Here is an 18,180-nt window from a genome sequence, read left to right on the forward strand (position 1 = left end):
TCACCATGATGCGTAAACTGACCGCTGCTGTGTGTCTATTGGGGGCGATGACCCTCCCGGCCTACGCCGCTGAAGTCGCGGTGTTGGATTGGCGTGCGGCACTGATGAATACTCAGTCGGCCCAATCCTCGCTGAGCCAGCTCGAAGGGCAGATCGGCAGCCAGCAGCGCGAAGCCGAAGCGCTGGGTGGCGAGCTGCAGCAACTCCAGACGCGCCTTCAGCAGGAAGGCGAGACCATGTCGCAATCCGAGCGCGAGTCGCTGATTGCTGAACTGCAGGAGAAGGGCGGCCGCTTCGAACAGCTGCGCCGTGAAGTGCTGCAGGCACAGCAGGCTTCCGAGCAGCAGTTCCTGCAAGGGGCCGAAGACAAGCTGGAGCAAGCAGTAGAGCAGGTGCTGGAGCGTCACAACATCGACGTGCTAGTGGAGCCGCAAGGCGTACTGCACTCCTCGACGGACCTGCCCAACGTGACGAACGAAGTCACTCAGATTTTCGATTCGCTGAACTAATTTTATGACCCTCGGTGCGGCTTAGCCGCACCACTGCTTCCTTGGGCTCCCATGACGCACGCTTCTCACTACCTCACCCTTGCGGACATCGCACGTCATCTCGACGTTGATTTCGAAGGCGACGCCAATCAGCCAATCCGCGGTTTGGCAACGCTCAAGGAAGCAGCGTCGGATCAGGTCGCTTTTCTAGCCAATCGCGCCTACTTGAAAGACTTAGCCACGACGAAGGCGGCGGCCGTTCTGCTGCATCCAGAGCATGGCAAGAACTGCCCGGTGCCACGCTTGGAGATGGAAAACCCTTACTTGGGTTACGCCAAGCTGTCGCAATTGTTCGATCCGTTACCGGCGCGAGACGTGCCGGGCATTCACCCCTCTGCCGTCGTCGCCGATGGCGTCACGCTGGGCGATGGTGTCTGTGTGCAAGCGAATGCGGTGATCGAGTCTGGCGTCGTGCTGGGAGATCGCGTGGTCGTCGGGGCAGGCAGCGTGATCGGCGCGGACTGCGTGATTGGCGACGACACGCGGCTGCACGCCAATGTCACCGTGTGCCACGGCGTCGTGATGGGCAAGCGCGTCATCCTGCAAAGCGGCTGTGTGATTGGCGGTGACGGCTTCGGCTTTGCTCACGATGGGGCAGGCTGGCACAAGATTGCGCAACTGGGTGGCGTGGTGCTTGGCGATGACGTGGAAGTCGGCAGCTGCTCCAGCATCGACCGGGGCGCGCTGGGGGATACGGTGATTGGTAACGATGTCAAAATCGACAGCCAAGTCCAGATTGCGCACAACGTCACCATTGGTGACCACAGCGCGCTGGCAGGCTGTGTTGGCATCGCCGGCTCTACCAAAGTGGGCAAGCACTGTATGCTGGGCGGCGGTGTCGGGCTGTCGGGCCACCTGACCATTTGCGATGGCGTTCAGGTCACGGGCATGAGTTTGGTCACCAATTCGATTCACGAGCCGGGGGTGTACTCGTCGGGTACCGGCGCCATGAGCAACACCCAGTGGCGAAAAAATGCGGTGCGCTTCAAGCAGCTCGACGATATTGCCAAGCGCTTGGCGCGGGTGGAAAAAAGCCAGCGAGAATCGTGAAGAAAGAAGGATTTCCTGAGGGAGTGGCTTGAGGCTTCATAGCAGCAGGTTATAATCCACTGCCTTTTTACCAGTAGGATTACTGGTGCGCGCCTGATACTGCTCAGGCCTTTTGTCATTTTAGAGGTCGTTACGATGGTTATGGATATCAACGAAATTCGCGAATACTTGCCCCACCGCTATCCGTTCTTGCTGGTGGATCGAGTCACGCAGTTAACCGTGGGCGAAACCATCGTTGCGTACAAAAACGTGAGCATCAATGAGCCGTTCTTCAACGGCCATTTTCCTCACCACCCCATCATGCCCGGTGTACTGGTCGTTGAAGCGCTGGCTCAGGTATGCGGTATCCTAGGGTTCAAAACGGTCAATAAGCTGCCGGCCGACGGCTATGTATACTACCTCGTAGGCAGCGACAATGTCCGCTTCAAGCGTCCTGTCATGCCGGGTGATCAACTGACGCTGGAGGCGAACGTGATTCGCGGCAAGCGCGGTATCTGGAAGTTTGCCTGCCGTGCCACGGTAGACGGCGAGCTGGCCTGCGAAGCAGAAATCATTTGTGCCGAGAGGAAGGTGGCTTGATACATCCTACTGCTTTGGTCGACCCAGCGGCACGGCTTGCTGATGACGTTGAGGTTGGCCCGTTCAGCGTGATTGGGCCTGACGTCACGATTGGCGCAGGCTCGGTCATCGGCCCCCATGTGGTGATAAAAGGCCCCACGGTGTTGGGAGAGCGCACGCGTATCTTTCAGTTTGCCTCGGTGGGCGAAGACTGCCAGGACAAGAAGTACGCAGGTGAACCGACGCGCCTAGTGATGGGTGACGACAACGTGATTCGCGAGGGCGTAACGCTGCATCGCGGCACCGTGCAAGACCGAAGCGAAACCACCATCGGCTCCCGTAACCTGTTCATGGCCTACGTACACGTGGGCCATGACTGCGTCATTGGCAACGACTGTATTCTTGCCAACCAGGTGACGCTGGCGGGCCACGTGACGCTGGGCGATCATGCCATTTTGGGTGGCCTGGCCGCCGTGCACCAATTCTGCCATTTTGGCGACCATGCCATGGCGGGGGGGGCTCGATCATCACCAAGGACACTCCGGCCTACGTGATGATCAACGGTAATCCGGCAGAAGCGCGCGGGCTGAACCTCGTCGGCTTGAAACGCCGCGGGTTTAGTCGCGAAGCGATCGCCGCGCTAACCTCTGCTTACAAGCTGGTGTATCGCCAAGGCTTGACCGTCGAACAAGCGGTTAGTGAAATGCGCAGCCGTTTCGATCTACCGGAAGTCGCGCTGTTTGCCGACTCTATCGAGCGTTCGACTCGCGGTATCGTTCGCTAACCTTTTTCTAACCGGCTCTCCCGTCACTATGACACTGCAGCGCGTATACCTTGTGGCAGGCGAACTCTCTGGCGATATCCTCGGTGCGGGATTGATGCAGGCGCTGCGCGCCCGTCACCCCCAGGTGGAGTTTCGCGGTATGGGCGGTCCCCGTATGGAGGCCCAAGGCCTGAAGAGCCGTTTCCCCCTCGAAACCCTCTCGGTGATGGGGTTGGTCGAGGTGCTCAAGCACCTGCCAGAACTGGTTCGCGTGCGTCGCACCCTGCGCGAAGAGGCGCTGGCCTGGCAGCCGGACGTCATGATCGGTATCGATGCACCGGACTTCAACATTGGGCTGGAGAAGCAGCTGCGTGCCGCTGGCGTCACGACGGCCCACTACGTGAGCCCCTCGGTATGGGCGTGGCGGCAGGGGCGGGTGAAGAAGATCGCCAGCGCCGTGGATGCCATGCTCACGCTGCTGCCCTTCGAGGCGGACTTCTATCATCGCCACCGAGTGCCGGTCGCCTTCGTAGGCCATCCGCTTGCCGACGAGTTGCCGCTGGAGAATGACCGTGCCGTGGCCCGCCGTACGCTAGGGTTGAACGCGGACGCACCGGTTCTAGCGTTGCTGCCCGGCTCCCGGCGGAACGAAATCCGCTTCATGGGTGCCACCTTCTTGGATGTGGTGACGCTGCTGTGCCAGCGCCACACGGGGTTGCAGGTGGTGATACCTGCGGCCACCGCCCAGCGCTATACCGAGCTTGGCGAGCTGCTGGCAGGCTACCCCGCGTTGGCCCAGCGGGTCACGCTGCTGGAGGGCCAAGCCCGCGAGGCGATGGTCGCCAGCGATGCGGTACTGCTGACCTCCGGTACGGCGGCGCTAGAAGCCATGCTCTGCCATCGCGCCATGCTGGTGGCGTACAAAATGGCGCCCGCGACCCATTGGCTCGCCAAACGGCTGGTGAAAACCCAGTGGATCTCACTACCCAATTTGATTGCCCAGGAGAGCGTGGTGCCTGAGCTGATTCAGCACGCGGCCACGCCGGAGGCGATTGCCGAGCAGATAAGCCAGCTACTTAGCGATGCCGAGACGCGTCACGCTCTGGAGGCACGCTTTGCCGCGATGCATGCCACGCTGCAGCGCACGGCCAGCGAGCGCGCCGCGCAGGCGATTACCGCCTTGGTTGCAGGCGAGCCGCTGGAGGCTAAACCGGATGGCGGCTAAACCAGCCGACTTTCCGCCGCTCGTGGTGGAGTATGCGGGGGATTTTCTGGCGGGGGTCGATGAGGTCGGCCGTGGGCCGCTGGTGGGGAGCGTGGTAGCCGCCGCCGTGATTCTGGACCCCAAGGCACCTATCGACGGCTTAACCGACTCCAAGAAGCTCACTGCCCGCAGGCGTGAGTCGTTGGATGTGCTCATTCGCGAGCGTGCGCTGGCGTTTGCAGTGGCGGAGGCGAGCGCTGAAGAGGTCGACTCGCTCAATATCTATCATGCGACGCATCTGGCCATGCGCCGCGCGGTGGATGCGCTGCTTCCCCAGGCCGAATACCTGCTGGTGGATGGCAACCGCCTGCCGGGGCACGCGCTGCCGGGCCAGGCCGTGGTGAAGGGCGACGCCCGCCACCCCGCGATTGCCGCCGCCTCGATTCTGGCCAAGGTGGCGCGGGATGCACAAATGGCCGAACTGGATCTGCGCTATCCTGAATACGGGTTTGCCCGCCACAAAGGGTACCCCACCAAAGAGCACCTGGCGGCGCTGGAAGCCCACGGTGCACTGGCCGAGCACCGCAAAAGCTTCGCGCCCGTACAGCGCCAGTTAGCGCTGCTGTAGTCGCACACTTCATTTTGTTAAGCGTTCAATACTGAGAGTCCCATGACGGTTCCGTTCGTTCATCTTCGTTTGCACAGTGAATACTCTCTGGTCGATGGCTTGGTCAAACTCAAGTCACTGGTCAGCACGACCGCTGAGCGCGGGATGCCGGCGCTGGCGCTCACCGACGAAGCCAACCTGTTTGGTTTGGTCAAATTCTACAAAGCCGCTCAGGGCGCCGGGTTGAAGCCGATCATTGGCAGCGATCTCTGGCTCTCAAATCCCCACGACGATGCCCACCCGTACCGCATCACGCTGCTAGCGATGAACGATGTGGGCTATCGAAACCTGACCGAGCTGATCTCCAAGGGCTGGACCGATGGCCAGCGCCAGGGGCGGGCAATCCTCGATAAACAGTGGGTGCTGGCGCAAAGCGAGGGGTTGATTGCCCTGTCGGGCGGGCGCGAAGGCGAGATTGGCCGCCATCTGCTCTCCGAGCACGAGCGGGAAGCGCGCCAACTGCTGGAAGAGTGGCAGCAGGCGTTTCCCGACCGCTTCTACCTGGAACTCATCCGCACCGGCCGACCTCTGGAAGAGGCGTGCGTACACGCCAGCGTTCAACTGGCGATCGACACCGGCACGCCCGTCGTCGCCACCAACGACGTGCGCTTTCTAGAGCGTGAAGACTTCTGGGCCCACGAAACCCGCGTTGCCATTGGTGAGGGGAAGGCGCTGGACGACCCGCGCCGCGAGCGCCGCTACACCGAAGAGCAGTACCTCAAAAGCCCGGAAGAGATGGCAGCGCTGTTTGCCGATATTCCCGAAGCGCTGGAAAACAGCGTGATGATTGCCGAGCGGTGCAGCGTCGATGTGCGCTTGGGAGAGATCTTTCTGCCCGAGTTCGGCATTCCTGAAGGCATGACCCAGGATGAGTTCTTTCGCAAGGTCTCCCACGATGGTTTGACGGAGCGGCTCGATTTCCTGTTCCCCGCCGAGCAGTACCCGAGAGACAGTGACGCGTTTCGCGAGATCGACCAGCGCTACCGTGACCGACTGGAGTTCGAGCTCAACGTTATCATTCAGATGGGGTTCCCTGGCTACTTCCTGATCGTGATGGACTTTATCCAGTGGGCCAAGGACAACAACGTGCCGGTAGGCCCGGGGCGCGGCTCCGGTGCGGGGTCTCTGGTGGCCTATGCGCAAAAAATCACCGACCTGGACCCCATCGGCTACGATCTGCTGTTCGAGCGCTTTCTTAACCCTGAACGTGTCTCCATGCCCGACTTCGACGTCGATTTCTGCATGGAGAAGCGCGACAAGGTCATCGAGTACGTGGCTGACCGCTATGGCCGGAACGCGGTTTCCCAGATCGTCACCTTCGGCACCATGGCCGCCAAAGCCGTGGTGCGCGACGTGGCCCGCGCCCAGGGCAAGCCCTACTCACTGGGGGATAAGCTCTCCAAGCTGATTCCTTTTGAAGTGGGCATGACGCTGGCCAAAGCCATCGAGCAAGAGCCAGCCCTCAAGGAGTTCATCGAGAACGACGAAGAGGCCGAAGAGATCTGGGAAATGGCCCTGAAGCTCGAGGGCACCACGCGCGGTACCGGCAAGCACGCGGGCGGCGTGGTGATCGCCCCCACCAAACTCACCGACTTTTCGCCGCTGCTGTGTGACGAAGATGGCTCGGGGCTGGTGGTGCAGTTCGACAAGAACGACATCGAAGACGCCGGGCTGGTGAAGTTCGACTTCCTGGGCTTGCGCACGCTGACCATCATCGACTGGGCGCTGGAGATGGTGGACAAAGTGCGCGACGCTGCTGGCCAAGGCCCGCTCAATATCGACGCCATCCCCCTGGACGACGGCAAAACCTTCGAGATGCTCAAGCGGGCGGAGACCACCGCGGTCTTCCAGCTCGAATCCCGCGGGATGAAGGAGCTGATCAAGCGCCTGCTGCCGGACTCGCTGGACGATATGATCGCCTTGGTGGCCCTATTCCGCCCCGGTCCGCTGCAGTCGGGCATGGTGGATGACTTCATCAACCGGAAACATGGCCGGGCGGAAGTCTCTTATCCACACCCGGATTATCAGCACGATCTGTTGAAACCGGTGCTGACGCCCACCTACGGGATCATTCTCTACCAAGAGCAGGTCATGCAGATCGCTCAGGTGATGGCAGGGTACACCCTTGGCCAAGCCGACATGCTGCGCCGTGCCATGGGTAAGAAAAAGCCCGAAGAGATGGCCAAGCAGCGGGCAGGCTTCATGGAAGGCTGCGCGGCCAACGGCATCGATAAGGACCTGGCGGGCAACATCTTCGACCTGGTAGAGAAGTTCGCCGGTTACGGCTTCAACAAATCACACTCGGCAGCCTACGCGCTGGTGTCGTATCAGACCGCATGGCTGAAGGCGCACTACCCAGGCCCCTTCATGGCGGCGGTGATGTCCACGGAGATGGATAACCTGGACAAAGTGGTGCCGCTGATCGAAGAGTGCCGCCACTTGAAGCTCACGGTGACACCGCCGGATGTCAACGTAGGTGGCTACAAGTTTACCGTGGATACCGACGGCCGGGTGGTGTACGGCTTGGGGGCGATCCGTGGCGTCGGTGAAGGGCCGATTGGTGCCATCGTCGAAGCGCGTCAGGCCGACGGGCCGTTCAACGATCTGTTCGACTTCTGCCGTCGTATCGATCCGAAACGGATGAACAAGCGCACCCTGGAAGCGCTGATACGCTCTGGCGCGTTGGATAATCTGGGGCCCAATCGGGCGGTGCTGTTCGCGGCGATGGAAGATGCGCTGAAAGCCGCTGCACAAAATCATGCTAACCAGAACCTGGGCATGATGGACATGTTTGGCGATGCCTTTGCTGCCGAGGAAGAGACCAGCGATGTCTACGCCGAGTATCGTCATGTGCGCGAATGGACCGACCGTGAGCGGCTCTCTGGTGAAAAGGACACCCTGGGGCTCTACCTGACCGGGCACCCCATTGATGAGTATGAGCGCGAGCTCAAGCGCTTTGTCTCCACGCGTATCAGCGATTTAAAGCCTTCTCGGGAGCCGCAGCGGGTGGCAGGGTTAGTGGTGGCCATGCGGACGATGAAGTCCAAACGTGGCGACACCATGGCATTCATCACCCTGGACGACCGCACCGGACGTATCGAAGCGTCGCTGTTCGGCGAACTTTTCGAGCAGCTACGCGGCCAAATCGAATCGGATCAAGTGATCATCGTGGAGGGCGAAGTTTCCAGCGACGACTTCTCGGGCGGCCTACGCCTGCGCGGTAAAGATGTGACGCCGATGGTCACGGCCCGCGTGCGCTACGGCCAAGCCGTCGAGCTAGCGCTGGATGCCGGACAGATCAATGGCCGCTTGGTCGACAGCCTGCGGGATAGTTTGACGCCCTTTCGGGATGACACTGGACTGCCCGTGCGGCTGCAGTACCGCCATCCGGACGCGGTCGCTTGGCTGGAGCTGGCCGAGGAGTGGAAGGTTGCGCCGAGCGATGATCTGCTGCTTGCGCTGCGTGATGTGCAAGGGCAGGTAGGCGTCCAGCTACGCTACCGTTAATCACCCCGCGTGTGAGCGCTCCAGGGCGCTCGTGCGGAATTGGGCAGGCATTGCCTTGCGTGGCAGGGTCAGGGTGCGATAATGGCGCCCAATATGCGCGTTTCGACAAGGCTTATTTTTTATAGGCAGCTTACAGGCAGAGCCGATGAATCCTAACTATCTCGATTTTGAACAGCCCGTTGCCGAACTCCAGGCAAAAATTGAGGAGCTGCGTTTGGTGAGTTCCGACAGCCAAGTGAATCTCTCTGATGAGATTTCACGGCTGGAGGAGAAGAGCCGCAAGTTGACGGAATCCATCTTCAAAGACCTGACACCGTGGCAGGTGTCGCAGCTTTCGCGGCATCCCCAGCGTCCTTACACGTTGGATTACTTAGCGCACATCTTCACCGATTTCGACGAGCTGCACGGCGACCGTAACTTTGCCGACGATGCCGCTCTGGTCGGCGGGATCGCCCGCTTGAACGATGCCCCGGTCATGGTGATTGGCCATCAGAAAGGCCGCGACGTAAAAGAGAAGGTGCGCCGTAATTTCGGCATGCCACGCCCGGAAGGCTACCGCAAGGCCTGTCGCCTGATGGAGATGGCCGAGCGTTTCAAGATGCCGATTTTGACCTTCATCGACACCCCAGGGGCCTATCCGGGTATCGACGCCGAAGAGCGCGGCCAGTCGGAAGCGATTGCCTATAATCTTGCGGTCATGTCGCGCTTGAAGACACCGATCATCTCCACCGTGGTGGGTGAGGGCGGCTCCGGCGGCGCGCTGGCGATCGGCGTGTGCGACGAGCTGCATATGCTGCAGTACTCCACCTATTCGGTGATTTCTCCGGAAGGCTGTGCCTCCATTTTGTGGAAGAGTGCCGAGAAAGCCTCCGACGCGGCCCAGGCCATGGGCATCACCGCCGAGCGTTTGAAAGAGCTGGGCTTCGTTGACTCGCTGATCAAAGAGCCGCTGGGCGGCGCTCATCGTCATCCGGTCGACACTGCTGCACGGGTGAAGGATGCGCTGTCGGCTAGTCTCGAGCGACTGCAGGCGCTGGATAGCGACGCCCTGCTAGAGCGCCGCTACGCGCGCTTGATGAGCTATGGCGCCCCAGCCGCCTAACCGGCTGTTAGGCCTGCTCGATGACGCCCTGGCGGAGACCCCGCCGGGGCGTTGCGTTTGGGTCGCCCTCTCCGGCGGATTGGACTCCTCGCTGCTGCTGGCGCTGGCTGCCGAGGTGTGTCGCGGCAACGGCCATAGGCTGCGCGCGCTGCACGTCAATCACGGTCTTCAAGCCGCTTCCAGCGCCTTCGAGCGTCACTGCCAGCGGCTGTGCGAGCACCAGGGCGTCCCACTCACCATCGAGCGTGTGACCGTCGATGGACAGGGGGGCGGGGTGGAAGCCGCTGCCCGGCGTGCCCGCTACGCGGCCTTTGCGCTGCATGTGCCTGCGGGTGACACCCTATGGCTGGCGCAGCATCAGGACGATCAGGCAGAAACGTTGCTGCTGGCGGCGCTGCGGGGCAGCGGCATTCGCGGGCTGGCAGGCATGCCATACCGGCGGGAGTGGCAGGGCATCACGCTACTGCGCCCGTGGCTTGGCGTCAGTCGCCAAACGTTGGCCGATACGGCTCACGCGCTATCGCTTGACTGGTGTGAAGACCCCAGCAATCGCGATGTGGCGTTTGATCGTAATCGCTTGCGCCATGAGGTCTTGCCAACGCTGGCGCAGCGCTGGCCAGGGGCGGTGCGCTCGCTGGCCCAAAGCGCAGGGTGGGCTGGCGAGGCCGATGCGCTGCTGGCCAGCTACGCCGTCGACGAGTTGGCCGCACTCACACTAGCGCCGGGCTGCCTCGACGCGTCGGCACTGGTGGCGCTGCCAATGCCCCGCCAGCGCCTGCTGGTGCGTACGCTCTGCCAGCAACGAGGGCTGCCAACGCCTCCCCAAGCGCGTTTGACCAGCTTGCTCGACCAGCTGAACGCTGCCCGGGATGCTCAGGTGCTAGTGGAGTGGCCCGGTGCCCAGGCGCGGGTGTGGCGGCGCAGGCTATATCTCATGACACCAGTGAGCGCGCTACCGCATTGGCAAATGCCTTGGGACGGCACGCCGGGGGTGACAACGCCCCTGGGGCCGCTACAACTTCGCCTGGCTGACGATAGCGATTCAGTCGCCCCCGTCATGCTGCGCTGGCGGCGGGGCGGCGAGGTGCTCGACTTGCCAGGGCGTGGTCGACGCGACCTAAAACGCTGGCTGCAAGAGCAGGCACTGCCACCCTGGGAGAGGGAGCGTTTGGTGATCGTCATGGCGGGGGAGCGTTGTCTGGGGGTGCTGCAACCGCCTGCCCAAGTGCTCTGGCAGGCGGAAGGGACGGTGTTTCAGCGCGAGGGTTAGGCAGGGTTGTTCAAGTGGAGCACGAACCCTGCATTGGCCATGAAGGCCTGCTCCTGCTCCAAATCGGTGCTGAGCAGCGTGGGTTCATCGCTGGGGGGCAGCGTGATGGTCAGCGACTCGTCTTGGCTGTCCGCGTTGATGTCGGGCGGTAAGGGAGCGCCCTCCGGGCGGGAGTGGTTGATCAAGACGGCGAGGCGCAGCAGGCGAGCCAGTTTGGCGGCGCTTGGCTGCTGCGAGGCCGGCAGGGCTTGCCACTCCTTGGTCGGGAATTTACGCCGATGGGCGCGCACCAAAAACGCCAGCAACCGCTGCTCAGGGCGAGAAAAACCGGCCAGGTCGGAGTGTTCGAGAAGATAAGCGCCGTGGCGATGAAACTGGCTGTGAGAGATCGCCAGCCCGATTTCATGCACATGGCTGGCCCAGGTCAGGTAGTGGCCCTGCTCGGCGGTCAGTTCCCATGCCGTTTTGACCTCATCGAACAGACGCGTGGCCGTATCGGCCACGTTTTCCGCTTGGCGTGTATCGACATCGTAGACCCGTTTGAGCATCTCCAGTGTGTTGGAGCGGGTGTCTTCGGCGCTATTGCGCCCGGCCATGTCGTACAGCACGCCTTCGCGCAGCGCGCCATCGGCAAAGCGCATCTGCTCGAGATCGAAAGCCTCGAAGATGGCGCTCAAGATGGCAATGCCCGCAGGGAAAACGCGCGCCCGATCGGGTTTCAAACCCTCCAGTTCGACTTTGTCGAGCTGTTTGCACTTGAGCAGCCGCTCGCGCAGCTTCTTGAGTCCGCTGCGCGTGATCACTCCCTCTTGTGGCGTGTCACCATAGGCGAACAGGACGCTAGCGGCGGCCTTGATCGTGCCGCTGGAGCCCACGGGGTCGTCCCAACCCAAGCGCTGGTAGGGGCGCTGGATGTTGGCCAGCTCCGAGAGGGCCGCCAGCTCGGCGCGGCGCATGCGTTTTTCGGTCAATTCGCCGTCGGCGAAAAAGCGACCGGTAAAGGTGACGCATCCCATGCGCAGGCTCTCCAGCGCTTTGGGTTCGAAGGCCTCGCCGATAATGAACTCGGTGGACCCGCCGCCAATATCGACAATCAGGCGGCGGCCGCTTTCTGCCAGCGCGTGAGCGGCGCCCAGGTAAATCAAGCGGGCTTCTTCGCGTCCGGCAATGATCTCGATGGCGTGGCCGAGCTGGGCTTCCGCGCGCTCGATGAACGTTTGGCTATTGTGAGCGTCACGCAAGGCGTTAGTGCCCACGACGCGAAGGTTAGGGCCTTCGATATCGGTCAAAAACGGCGCAAAGCGGCCCAGGCAGTCGAGCGCGCGCTGCATGGCGGCCTCGCTGAGGTAACCGTTCTCGTCTAGTCCTGCCGCCAGTTGGACCTTTTCACCCAAGCGTGCCACTACTTGTAAACGTTCGTTCTGGTAGTTGGCCACCAGCAGGTGAAAGCTATTGGAGCCAAGGTCAATGGCGGCTAGGCGCTGCGGCTCACCGCTCTCGAACTCGGCAGTGGGGGCGGCGATGGGGAGCGAAATGTCCTTGGGCATGAGCTATCCTTCAAATTGGCTATGCCAAGGTTGCGGTGACCTCTGACTATTGTCAATTGCCAAAGGCTTGCGTTTGTCGCGGGCCTTGACTACCATCGAGCTACTGGCTTGATCCGAGTTGGCTTGTTCGTCTTAACAAGCGCACTGACTCGGGCACCCCGAGCAGTACGTATCCAGATGGCATCAGCCAGATGTCCAAGTCGTCAGATAACCCGCTGAAACGCATTCTCCGTGCCAATCAGATTAACTAGTTTATTTGCACCCTCATGCTAAGCAGTCAGTAATGCCACGTCTACGTGTTCGGCATTGTCGCGGCGACTGCCCAGCTTTTATCACTCGAGCGTGTGCCTAGATGGGGTCTGAACGCATCACTCGGCGCTTAGCCCTATGATTTCGGCCACGCCTCCTGTCTTATTCCCGGCGCCTAGCGCCTAGCTTTCATGAGCAATTTTCTAACACACCGATGAATCTCACTGAACTCAAGCAAAAAACCGTTCCCGAGCTGCTCGATATCGCCCGCGAAATGGGCATCGACAACCTGGCCCGTTCGCGCAAGCAGGACATCATTTTCGCCATCCTCAAGAAGCACGCCAAAAGTGGCGAGGATATCTACGGCGACGGTGTGCTGGAAATTCTTCAGGATGGCTTTGGCTTCCTGCGGAGCGCCGACAGCTCGTATCTCGCCGGACCGGACGATATCTACGTATCGCCTTCACAGATTCGTCGTTTCAATCTGCGCAAGGGCGACTCCATTTCCGGCAAAATCCGTCCGCCCAAAGAGGGTGAGCGCTACTTTGCTCTGCTCAAAGTCAGCCAGATCAACTTTGACCGCCCGGAAAACGCCAAGCACAAGATTCTCTTCGAGAACTTGACGCCGCTGTTCCCGGACGACCGTCTGCGCATGGAGATCGGCAACGGGTCGACCGAAGACCTGACGGCCCGAATCATCGATTTGACTGCGCCGATTGGTAAGGGCCAGCGCGGCCTGCTGGTGTCTCCGCCGAAAGCGGGTAAGACGCTGATGTTGCAGAACATCGCCACGTCCATCACGCGTAATAACCCAGAGTGTCATCTGATCGTGCTGCTGATCGATGAGCGCCCGGAGGAAGTCACCGAGATGTCCCGCACCGTGCGCGGTGAAGTGGTCGCTTCCACCTTCGATGAGCCGCCTGCCCGCCACGTGCAGGTAGCCGAAATGGTCATCGAAAAAGCTAAGCGCTTGGTAGAGCACAAGAAAGACGTCGTGATTCTGCTCGACTCCATCACTCGTCTCGCACGTGCCTACAACACCGTGGTACCCAGCTCTGGCAAGGTGCTCACCGGTGGTGTGGATGCCCACGCGCTCGAGAAGCCGAAACGCTTCTTTGGTGCCGCGCGTAACATCGAAGAGGGCGGCAGCCTGACGATCATCGCTACCGCGCTGGTCGATACCGGTTCGAAAATGGACGAAGTCATCTTCGAAGAGTTCAAGGGCACCGGTAACATGGAAGCGCACCTGGACCGCAAGCTGGCGGAAAAGCGCGTCTTCCCGGCCATCAACATTCGCCGCAGCGGTACGCGTCGCGAAGACCTGCTGGCCTCTGAGGATGAAATGCAGCGCATGTGGATTCTGCGTAAACTGCTCAACCCGATGGAAGATACGGCGGCCACCGAGTTCTTGATTGATCGTCTGAAAGACACCAAGACCAATCTGGAATTCTTTGAAGCCATGAAGCGCCGCTAAGGCGCTTTGCATAGGCGTAGCGCCAAACGGCATCAGACAGCCGGGTTGAGGAGAGGGCATTGAAGTACAACGACTTGCGCGACTTTATTGCGGCGCTAGAGGCCAAGGGTGAGCTAAAGCGCATCACGGCCGAAGTAGATCCCTACTTGGAAATCACCGAAATCTGCGACCGCACGCTGCGTGCCGGTGGCCCTGCACTGCTGTTCGAAAATGTGAAGGGTCACGACATGCCGCTGTTGGGCAACCTGTTCGGTACTCCGAAACGGGTAGCGCTGGGCATGGGGCAGGATTCGGTCGAGGCGCTACGAGAAGTGGGCAAACTGCTGGCTTTCTTGAAGGAGCCGGACCCGCCCAAAGGCCTGAAAGATGCCTGGGACAAACTGCCGATCTTCAAGCAGGTGCTCAGCATGGGGCCCAAAAGCGTCAAGCGTGCGCCGGTGCAGGAAGTCGTTTACGAAGGCGATGACGTGGACTTGGGCCGCTTGCCGATCCAGCACTGCTGGCCGGGCGATGCGGCACCGCTGGTGACGTGGCCGCTGGTGATCACCAAAGGGCCGCACAAAAAGCGCCAGAACCTGGGGATCTATCGTCAGCAGAAAATCGGCAAGAATCGCCTCATCATGCGCTGGCTCTCCCACCGCGGCGGCGCACTGGATTTTCTCGAGTTCCAAAAAGCCCATCCCGGCGAGCCGTTCCCCGTGGCGGTGGCGCTAGGCGCTGACCCAGCGACCATTCTTGGCGCAGTGACGCCGGTACCCGACACGCTGTCAGAGTACGCCTTTGCAGGTTTGCTACGCGGTTCGCGCACCGAGCTGGTCAAGTGTGGCCATGCGGATCTGGAGGTTCCTGCCTCCAGCGAAATCATTCTGGAAGGCTTCATCTACCCAGACGATATGGCACCGGAAGGGCCATTTGGTGACCACACGGGGTACTACAACGAGGTGGATCACTTCCCAGTCTTTACCGTGACGCGGATGACCATGCGTCGCGATGCGATCTATCACTCCACCTACACCGGCCGTCCGCCTGATGAGCCCGCCATTTTGGGCGTAGCGCTCAACGAAGTGTTCGTGCCCATCCTGTGCAAGCAGTTCCCTGAAATCGTCGATTTCTACCTGCCGCCAGAGGGCTGCTCCTACCGTATGGCAGTCGTCACCATGAAGAAGCAGTACCCCGGCCACGCCAAGCGCGTGATGATGGGGGTATGGAGCTTCCTGCGACAGTTCATGTACACCAAGTTCGTCATCGTGCTGGATGACGATGTGGATGCACGCAACTGGGAAGACGTGATGTGGGCGATCACTACGCGCATGGATCCCGCTCGTGACACGGTGATGGTGGAAAACACGCCCATCGACTATCTCGACTTTGCGTCGCCGGTGTCTGGGCTTGGCTCCAAAATGGGCTTGGACGCGACCAACAAGTGGCCCGGCGAAACCGACCGTGAGTGGGGAACGCCCATCGTCATGGACGAGGCGGTGAAAACTCGTGTCGACGAGCGCTGGGATGAGCTGGGCATCGACATTCCGTTACCCACACCGCGCCACGGTTAACCGGCCGTGCGGGCCGAACGATTTTCCATAAAGAGGCTTTCATGAGCGCTACGTTAACGTGCAAAACGCTAACCTGCCAGGTCACGGCCGTTGAGGATCTCAATCCTGACGTGTTCAAAGTGACCCTCGCCGGGCGCGCCGAAGCAATGCAGCACGCCCCTGGTCAATACCTCGAGTTAATGCTGGACGAGGCGACGTGGGTGCCGTTCTCGATTGCGAGCTGCGACCGGGGCGACGGTACACTAGAGCTGCAGATTCAGCACTGGCCCGAGCGGGACAACTCCCAGCGCCTGCGCCAACTGCTGCAGGTGGCGAATCAGCTCACCGTTCGTCTGCCGAGCGGTGAGTGCGTGTTGGATACACAAAGCGAGCGCCCGCTGCTGCTGATTGCCGCTGGCACGGGGTTTGCTCAAATGAAGGCCATCATCGAGGCCGCACTGCGTGATCAGCCTGCACGGCCCATTTCCCTATGGTGGGCGAACCGCGAGCATCGCGACCTGTATGCAGAAGATCTCGCCTGTGCGTGGGCACAGCAGCATGATCAGGTGGCGTTTCATGCGGTCACCGAGTTTCCGCTCACCGAGCCGCTCGCACCTGGGGAGCGAATCACTCACCACCAGGGCCGCGTCGATTTGGTGCTGGAGAGCGAACTGGCCAAGGCCCCCATCACGCCAAGCGACTGTGATGTCTACCTCTCGGGCTCGCCGGGCATGGTCTACGCCTGCGTGGACGTACTGGAGCGCTTGGGCGTGAACAGCGAGCGAATGTTCTCGGATGTATTTGCCTACGCTCCCCGGCCTCACTAGAATAATCCATCACTTTTGGCGTACGGCCCGTGCCGTGAACTCGACCCATTATGAGGAGGCTGTCATGGCCAATCACGACGACAATTTCAAAGACGACTCTGGCATCCTGCCGATTATTCTCGGTATTGTGATTCTGGTCGGTATGAGCGCGCTGCCCGCCACCATTGGCTGGATTCAGGCGTTCGGCAGCTAATCATTTGCCTGATCTAACCGGCGCGTAATTCCCGGTTGCCATTTGGCGAATGCGCAGGCAGGATAAAGACAGTTCGTTATTGATCGATTGAGGAAGCCCTATGTCACACGCCACGCTGCTATCAAGCGTCACCGCTAAACCGGAAACGGTGGCGTGTGCTTGGGCGAGCGTGGGGACGACTCAATTCGGTTACTATGCAGCGTATTGGTTTAGCCACGGTGTGCCCCTGGCCGACGCCTAACGTCGCGCCAGCAGGCACACCGCCTAGGTTGCCTGCCGCATGCAAAGAAGCCTCGGTGGGTAACTCCACCGAGGCTTCTTTCGTTTCATTCATCCGCATTTTTCATAGGTAGATTATCAAGGAGCTGCACTATGTCTTACCGCGCTTACTCCATCGCTAGCCCCAACACCATCCGTTATCCCGGTTATGGCTATGGCTGGCGATTTAGCGTCGCGCGGTCGGTGCAAGCTGCCACCTCCGACCGTGCCCATTTGGGTGGCAAGTTGGTGATGCGATGTCACGCGTTATGTCATACGAATTCGGAGAGTTAACCTATGAATGCCCCTATCAACACCGCTTGTTCCTCTACTGCCCAGGCCTCCACACTAATGTCTGCAACGGCGCTACCGCTACCGGCTGAACTGCGTCAACGGGTGGTGGTGAACAGCACCCTCAGCGCACAAATTGACCATCAGCGCCAAGCGGTACAGCGCATTCTCAATGGGCAGGATGACCGCTTGCTCGTTGTGGTAGGCCCGTGCTCGATCCACGACCCCGATGCTGCACTGGAGTACGCGGATCGTCTAGCCGCTCTTAGCGATGAGGTCAGCGAGCAGATTTTGCCGGTGATGCGAGTGTACGTTGAAAAGCCGCGCACCACGGTCGGTTGGAAGGGGCTGGCTTACGACCCTGATCTTGATGGCAGCGGCGACATGCCGCGCGGTATCGCCCTTTCCCGTGAGCTTATGCACGCCGTCGCCTCCCGTGGCCTGCCGGTAGCCACCGAGCTGTTACAGCCCTTGTTAGCCCCGTACCTGGATGACCTGCTGAGCTGGGTAGCGATTGGGGCGCGCACGACGGAATCCCAGTTGCACCGGGAGCTGGCCAGCGACCTCAGCGCCGCCGTAGGCTTCAAGAATGCCACCAGTGGCGATGTGCAGGTGGCGATCGATGCCATGCAGGCGGCAGCCCACTCCCATCAGCGTTTCGCCATGGATGCCCAGGGGCGTCCCATCATGCAGGAGAGCGCCGGCAACCCGCATACCCATGTGGTGCTACGCGGCGGCCATGGCGAGCCCAATTACCAAGCCCACCATGTGCGCAGCGCGGTCAATACGCTGCGCGAAGCGGGTCAGAATCCGCGTTTGATGGTGGATTGCAGTCACGCCAATGCCCGCAAGGATCACCGCCGCCAAAGCGAAGTGATGCTGGATGTGCTGGCCCAGCGTCAAGCAGGGGATACCAATCTGGTCGCGTTGATGCTGGAGAGCCACCTGTTCGAAGGCAAGCAAGCGTTGGCGCCCAAGGCGCTACGTTACGGCGTCTCGGTCACCGACGCCTGCGTAAGCTGGGAAACCACCGAGCGATTGCTGAAGACCGCCGCTGAACGTATTGCCTGATGTTCGGACAACGCCTAGCGCGTTGACTGCCCCGGCCAGCCCCGTATCATAACGATTCCCTTTGATGAC

Annotated in this window: 15 protein-coding genes and 1 pseudogene; 15 read left to right on the top strand and 1 reads right to left on the bottom strand. The window is 60.8% G+C overall.

Annotated features, from left to right (window positions below):
- Nucleotides 1-8: 8 nt before the first annotated feature.
- The 9 genes and pseudogenes from CTT34_RS02840 to tilS all read left to right on the top strand — a co-directional run bounded on the left by CTT34_RS02840 (nucleotide 9) and on the right by tilS (nucleotide 10,669).
- Nucleotides 9-509, top strand: coding sequence for an OmpH/Skp family outer membrane protein (locus CTT34_RS02840; protein WP_159343698.1), 501 nt, complete (start codon nucleotides 9-11; stop codon nucleotides 507-509).
- Between the two features lie 51 nt (nucleotides 510-560).
- Nucleotides 561-1,598, top strand: a complete 1,038-nt coding sequence (gene lpxD, locus CTT34_RS02845; protein ID WP_159341025.1) for a UDP-3-O-(3-hydroxymyristoyl)glucosamine N-acyltransferase — start codon at nucleotides 561-563, stop codon at nucleotides 1,596-1,598.
- Nucleotides 1,599-1,733: 135 nt separating this feature from the next.
- Nucleotides 1,734-2,177, top strand: a complete 444-nt coding sequence (gene fabZ, locus CTT34_RS02850; protein ID WP_044629712.1) for a 3-hydroxyacyl-ACP dehydratase FabZ — start codon at nucleotides 1,734-1,736, stop codon at nucleotides 2,175-2,177.
- A pseudogene (gene lpxA, locus CTT34_RS02855) lies at nucleotides 2,174-2,940 on the top strand (acyl-ACP--UDP-N-acetylglucosamine O-acyltransferase). The gene fabZ and the pseudogene lpxA overlap by 4 nt, the downstream one beginning before the upstream one ends.
- A gap of 28 nt (nucleotides 2,941-2,968) precedes the next feature.
- Entirely contained in the window at nucleotides 2,969-4,144 is a 1,176-nt protein-coding gene (gene lpxB, locus CTT34_RS02860; RefSeq protein WP_159341027.1) for a lipid-A-disaccharide synthase, read from the top strand.
- A complete protein-coding gene (gene rnhB, locus CTT34_RS02865) occupies nucleotides 4,134-4,751 on the top strand; it encodes a ribonuclease HII (RefSeq protein WP_159341029.1) in 618 nt (205 codons plus the stop codon). The genes lpxB and rnhB overlap by 11 nt, the downstream gene beginning before the upstream one ends.
- A 42-nt stretch (nucleotides 4,752-4,793) precedes the next feature.
- Nucleotides 4,794-8,297: a DNA polymerase III subunit alpha gene (gene dnaE / locus CTT34_RS02870; RefSeq protein WP_159341031.1), complete on the top strand. Its 3,504-nt coding sequence runs from the start codon at nucleotides 4,794-4,796 to the stop codon at nucleotides 8,295-8,297.
- 145 nt (nucleotides 8,298-8,442) lie between these two features.
- Nucleotides 8,443-9,399 (top strand): acetyl-CoA carboxylase carboxyl transferase subunit alpha, encoded by a 957-nt coding sequence (gene accA, locus CTT34_RS02875; protein WP_159341033.1) that lies wholly within the window; start codon nucleotides 8,443-8,445, stop codon nucleotides 9,397-9,399.
- Entirely contained in the window at nucleotides 9,380-10,669 is a 1,290-nt protein-coding gene (tilS, locus tag CTT34_RS02880; protein WP_159341035.1) for a tRNA lysidine(34) synthetase TilS, read from the top strand. Before accA ends, tilS begins: the two co-directional genes overlap by 20 nt.
- Here the strand turns inward: tilS and ppx are convergent.
- A complete protein-coding gene (gene ppx, locus CTT34_RS02885; protein ID WP_159341037.1) occupies nucleotides 10,666-12,216 on the bottom strand; it encodes an exopolyphosphatase in 1,551 nt (516 codons plus the stop codon). The two genes, tilS and ppx, sit on opposite strands and share 4 nt — an antisense overlap.
- A 463-nt stretch (nucleotides 12,217-12,679) precedes the next feature.
- On the opposite strand from ppx, the gene rho reads away from it, so the two are divergent.
- The 6 genes from rho (at nucleotide 12,680) to CTT34_RS02910 (ending at nucleotide 18,111) form a co-directional block, all read left to right on the top strand.
- The gene (gene rho / locus CTT34_RS02890; protein ID WP_038481222.1) at nucleotides 12,680-13,939 is read left to right on the top strand and encodes a transcription termination factor Rho; all 1,260 of its coding nucleotides are present in this window, start codon (nucleotides 12,680-12,682) and stop codon (nucleotides 13,937-13,939) included.
- A gap of 59 nt (nucleotides 13,940-13,998) precedes the next feature.
- Nucleotides 13,999-15,492 carry a 4-hydroxy-3-polyprenylbenzoate decarboxylase gene (gene ubiD / locus CTT34_RS02895; RefSeq protein WP_159341039.1) on the top strand — a complete coding sequence of 498 codons (1,494 nt, stop codon included), beginning with the start codon at nucleotides 13,999-14,001 and terminating at the stop codon, nucleotides 15,490-15,492.
- A gap of 41 nt (nucleotides 15,493-15,533) precedes the next feature.
- Nucleotides 15,534-16,298, top strand: a complete 765-nt coding sequence (locus CTT34_RS02900) for an NAD(P)H-flavin reductase (RefSeq protein ID WP_159341041.1) — start codon at nucleotides 15,534-15,536, stop codon at nucleotides 16,296-16,298.
- 64 nt (nucleotides 16,299-16,362) lie between these two features.
- Nucleotides 16,363-16,491, top strand: coding sequence for a hypothetical protein (locus CTT34_RS18560; RefSeq protein WP_302476121.1), 129 nt, complete (start codon nucleotides 16,363-16,365; stop codon nucleotides 16,489-16,491).
- A gap of 100 nt (nucleotides 16,492-16,591) precedes the next feature.
- Entirely contained in the window at nucleotides 16,592-16,732 is a 141-nt protein-coding gene (locus tag CTT34_RS02905; RefSeq protein WP_159341043.1) for a hypothetical protein, read from the top strand.
- A gap of 314 nt (nucleotides 16,733-17,046) precedes the next feature.
- Entirely contained in the window at nucleotides 17,047-18,111 is a 1,065-nt protein-coding gene (locus tag CTT34_RS02910) for a 3-deoxy-7-phosphoheptulonate synthase (RefSeq protein WP_159341045.1), read from the top strand.
- Nucleotides 18,112-18,180: the final 69 nt, after the last annotated feature.

Source organism: Halomonas meridiana (genome assembly GCF_009846525.1).
Classification (GTDB): Bacteria; Pseudomonadota; Gammaproteobacteria; order Pseudomonadales; family Halomonadaceae; genus Vreelandella.

Excerpts from the sequence above, each read along its gene's own strand:
- CTT34_RS02840 (WP_159343698.1), top strand. The coding sequence starts at position 9 with ATGCGTAAACTGACCGCTGCTGTGTGTCTATTGGGGGCGATGACCCTC.
- lpxD (WP_159341025.1), top strand. The coding sequence starts at position 561 with ATGACGCACGCTTCTCACTACCTCACCCTTGCGGACATCGCACGTCAT.
- fabZ (WP_044629712.1), top strand. The coding sequence starts at position 1,734 with ATGGTTATGGATATCAACGAAATTCGCGAATACTTGCCCCACCGCTAT.
- lpxB (WP_159341027.1), top strand. The coding sequence starts at position 2,969 with ATGACACTGCAGCGCGTATACCTTGTGGCAGGCGAACTCTCTGGCGAT.
- rnhB (WP_159341029.1), top strand. The coding sequence starts at position 4,134 with ATGGCGGCTAAACCAGCCGACTTTCCGCCGCTCGTGGTGGAGTATGCG.
- dnaE (WP_159341031.1), top strand. The coding sequence starts at position 4,794 with ATGACGGTTCCGTTCGTTCATCTTCGTTTGCACAGTGAATACTCTCTG.
- accA (WP_159341033.1), top strand. The coding sequence starts at position 8,443 with ATGAATCCTAACTATCTCGATTTTGAACAGCCCGTTGCCGAACTCCAG.
- tilS (WP_159341035.1), top strand. The coding sequence starts at position 9,380 with ATGGCGCCCCAGCCGCCTAACCGGCTGTTAGGCCTGCTCGATGACGCC.
- ppx (WP_159341037.1), bottom strand. The coding sequence starts at position 12,216 with ATGCCCAAGGACATTTCGCTCCCCATCGCCGCCCCCACTGCCGAGTTC.
- rho (WP_038481222.1), top strand. The coding sequence starts at position 12,680 with ATGAATCTCACTGAACTCAAGCAAAAAACCGTTCCCGAGCTGCTCGAT.
- CTT34_RS02900 (WP_159341041.1), top strand. The coding sequence starts at position 15,534 with ATGAGCGCTACGTTAACGTGCAAAACGCTAACCTGCCAGGTCACGGCC.
- CTT34_RS18560 (WP_302476121.1), top strand. The coding sequence starts at position 16,363 with ATGGCCAATCACGACGACAATTTCAAAGACGACTCTGGCATCCTGCCG.
- CTT34_RS02905 (WP_159341043.1), top strand. The coding sequence starts at position 16,592 with ATGTCACACGCCACGCTGCTATCAAGCGTCACCGCTAAACCGGAAACG.
- CTT34_RS02910 (WP_159341045.1), top strand. The coding sequence starts at position 17,047 with ATGAATGCCCCTATCAACACCGCTTGTTCCTCTACTGCCCAGGCCTCC.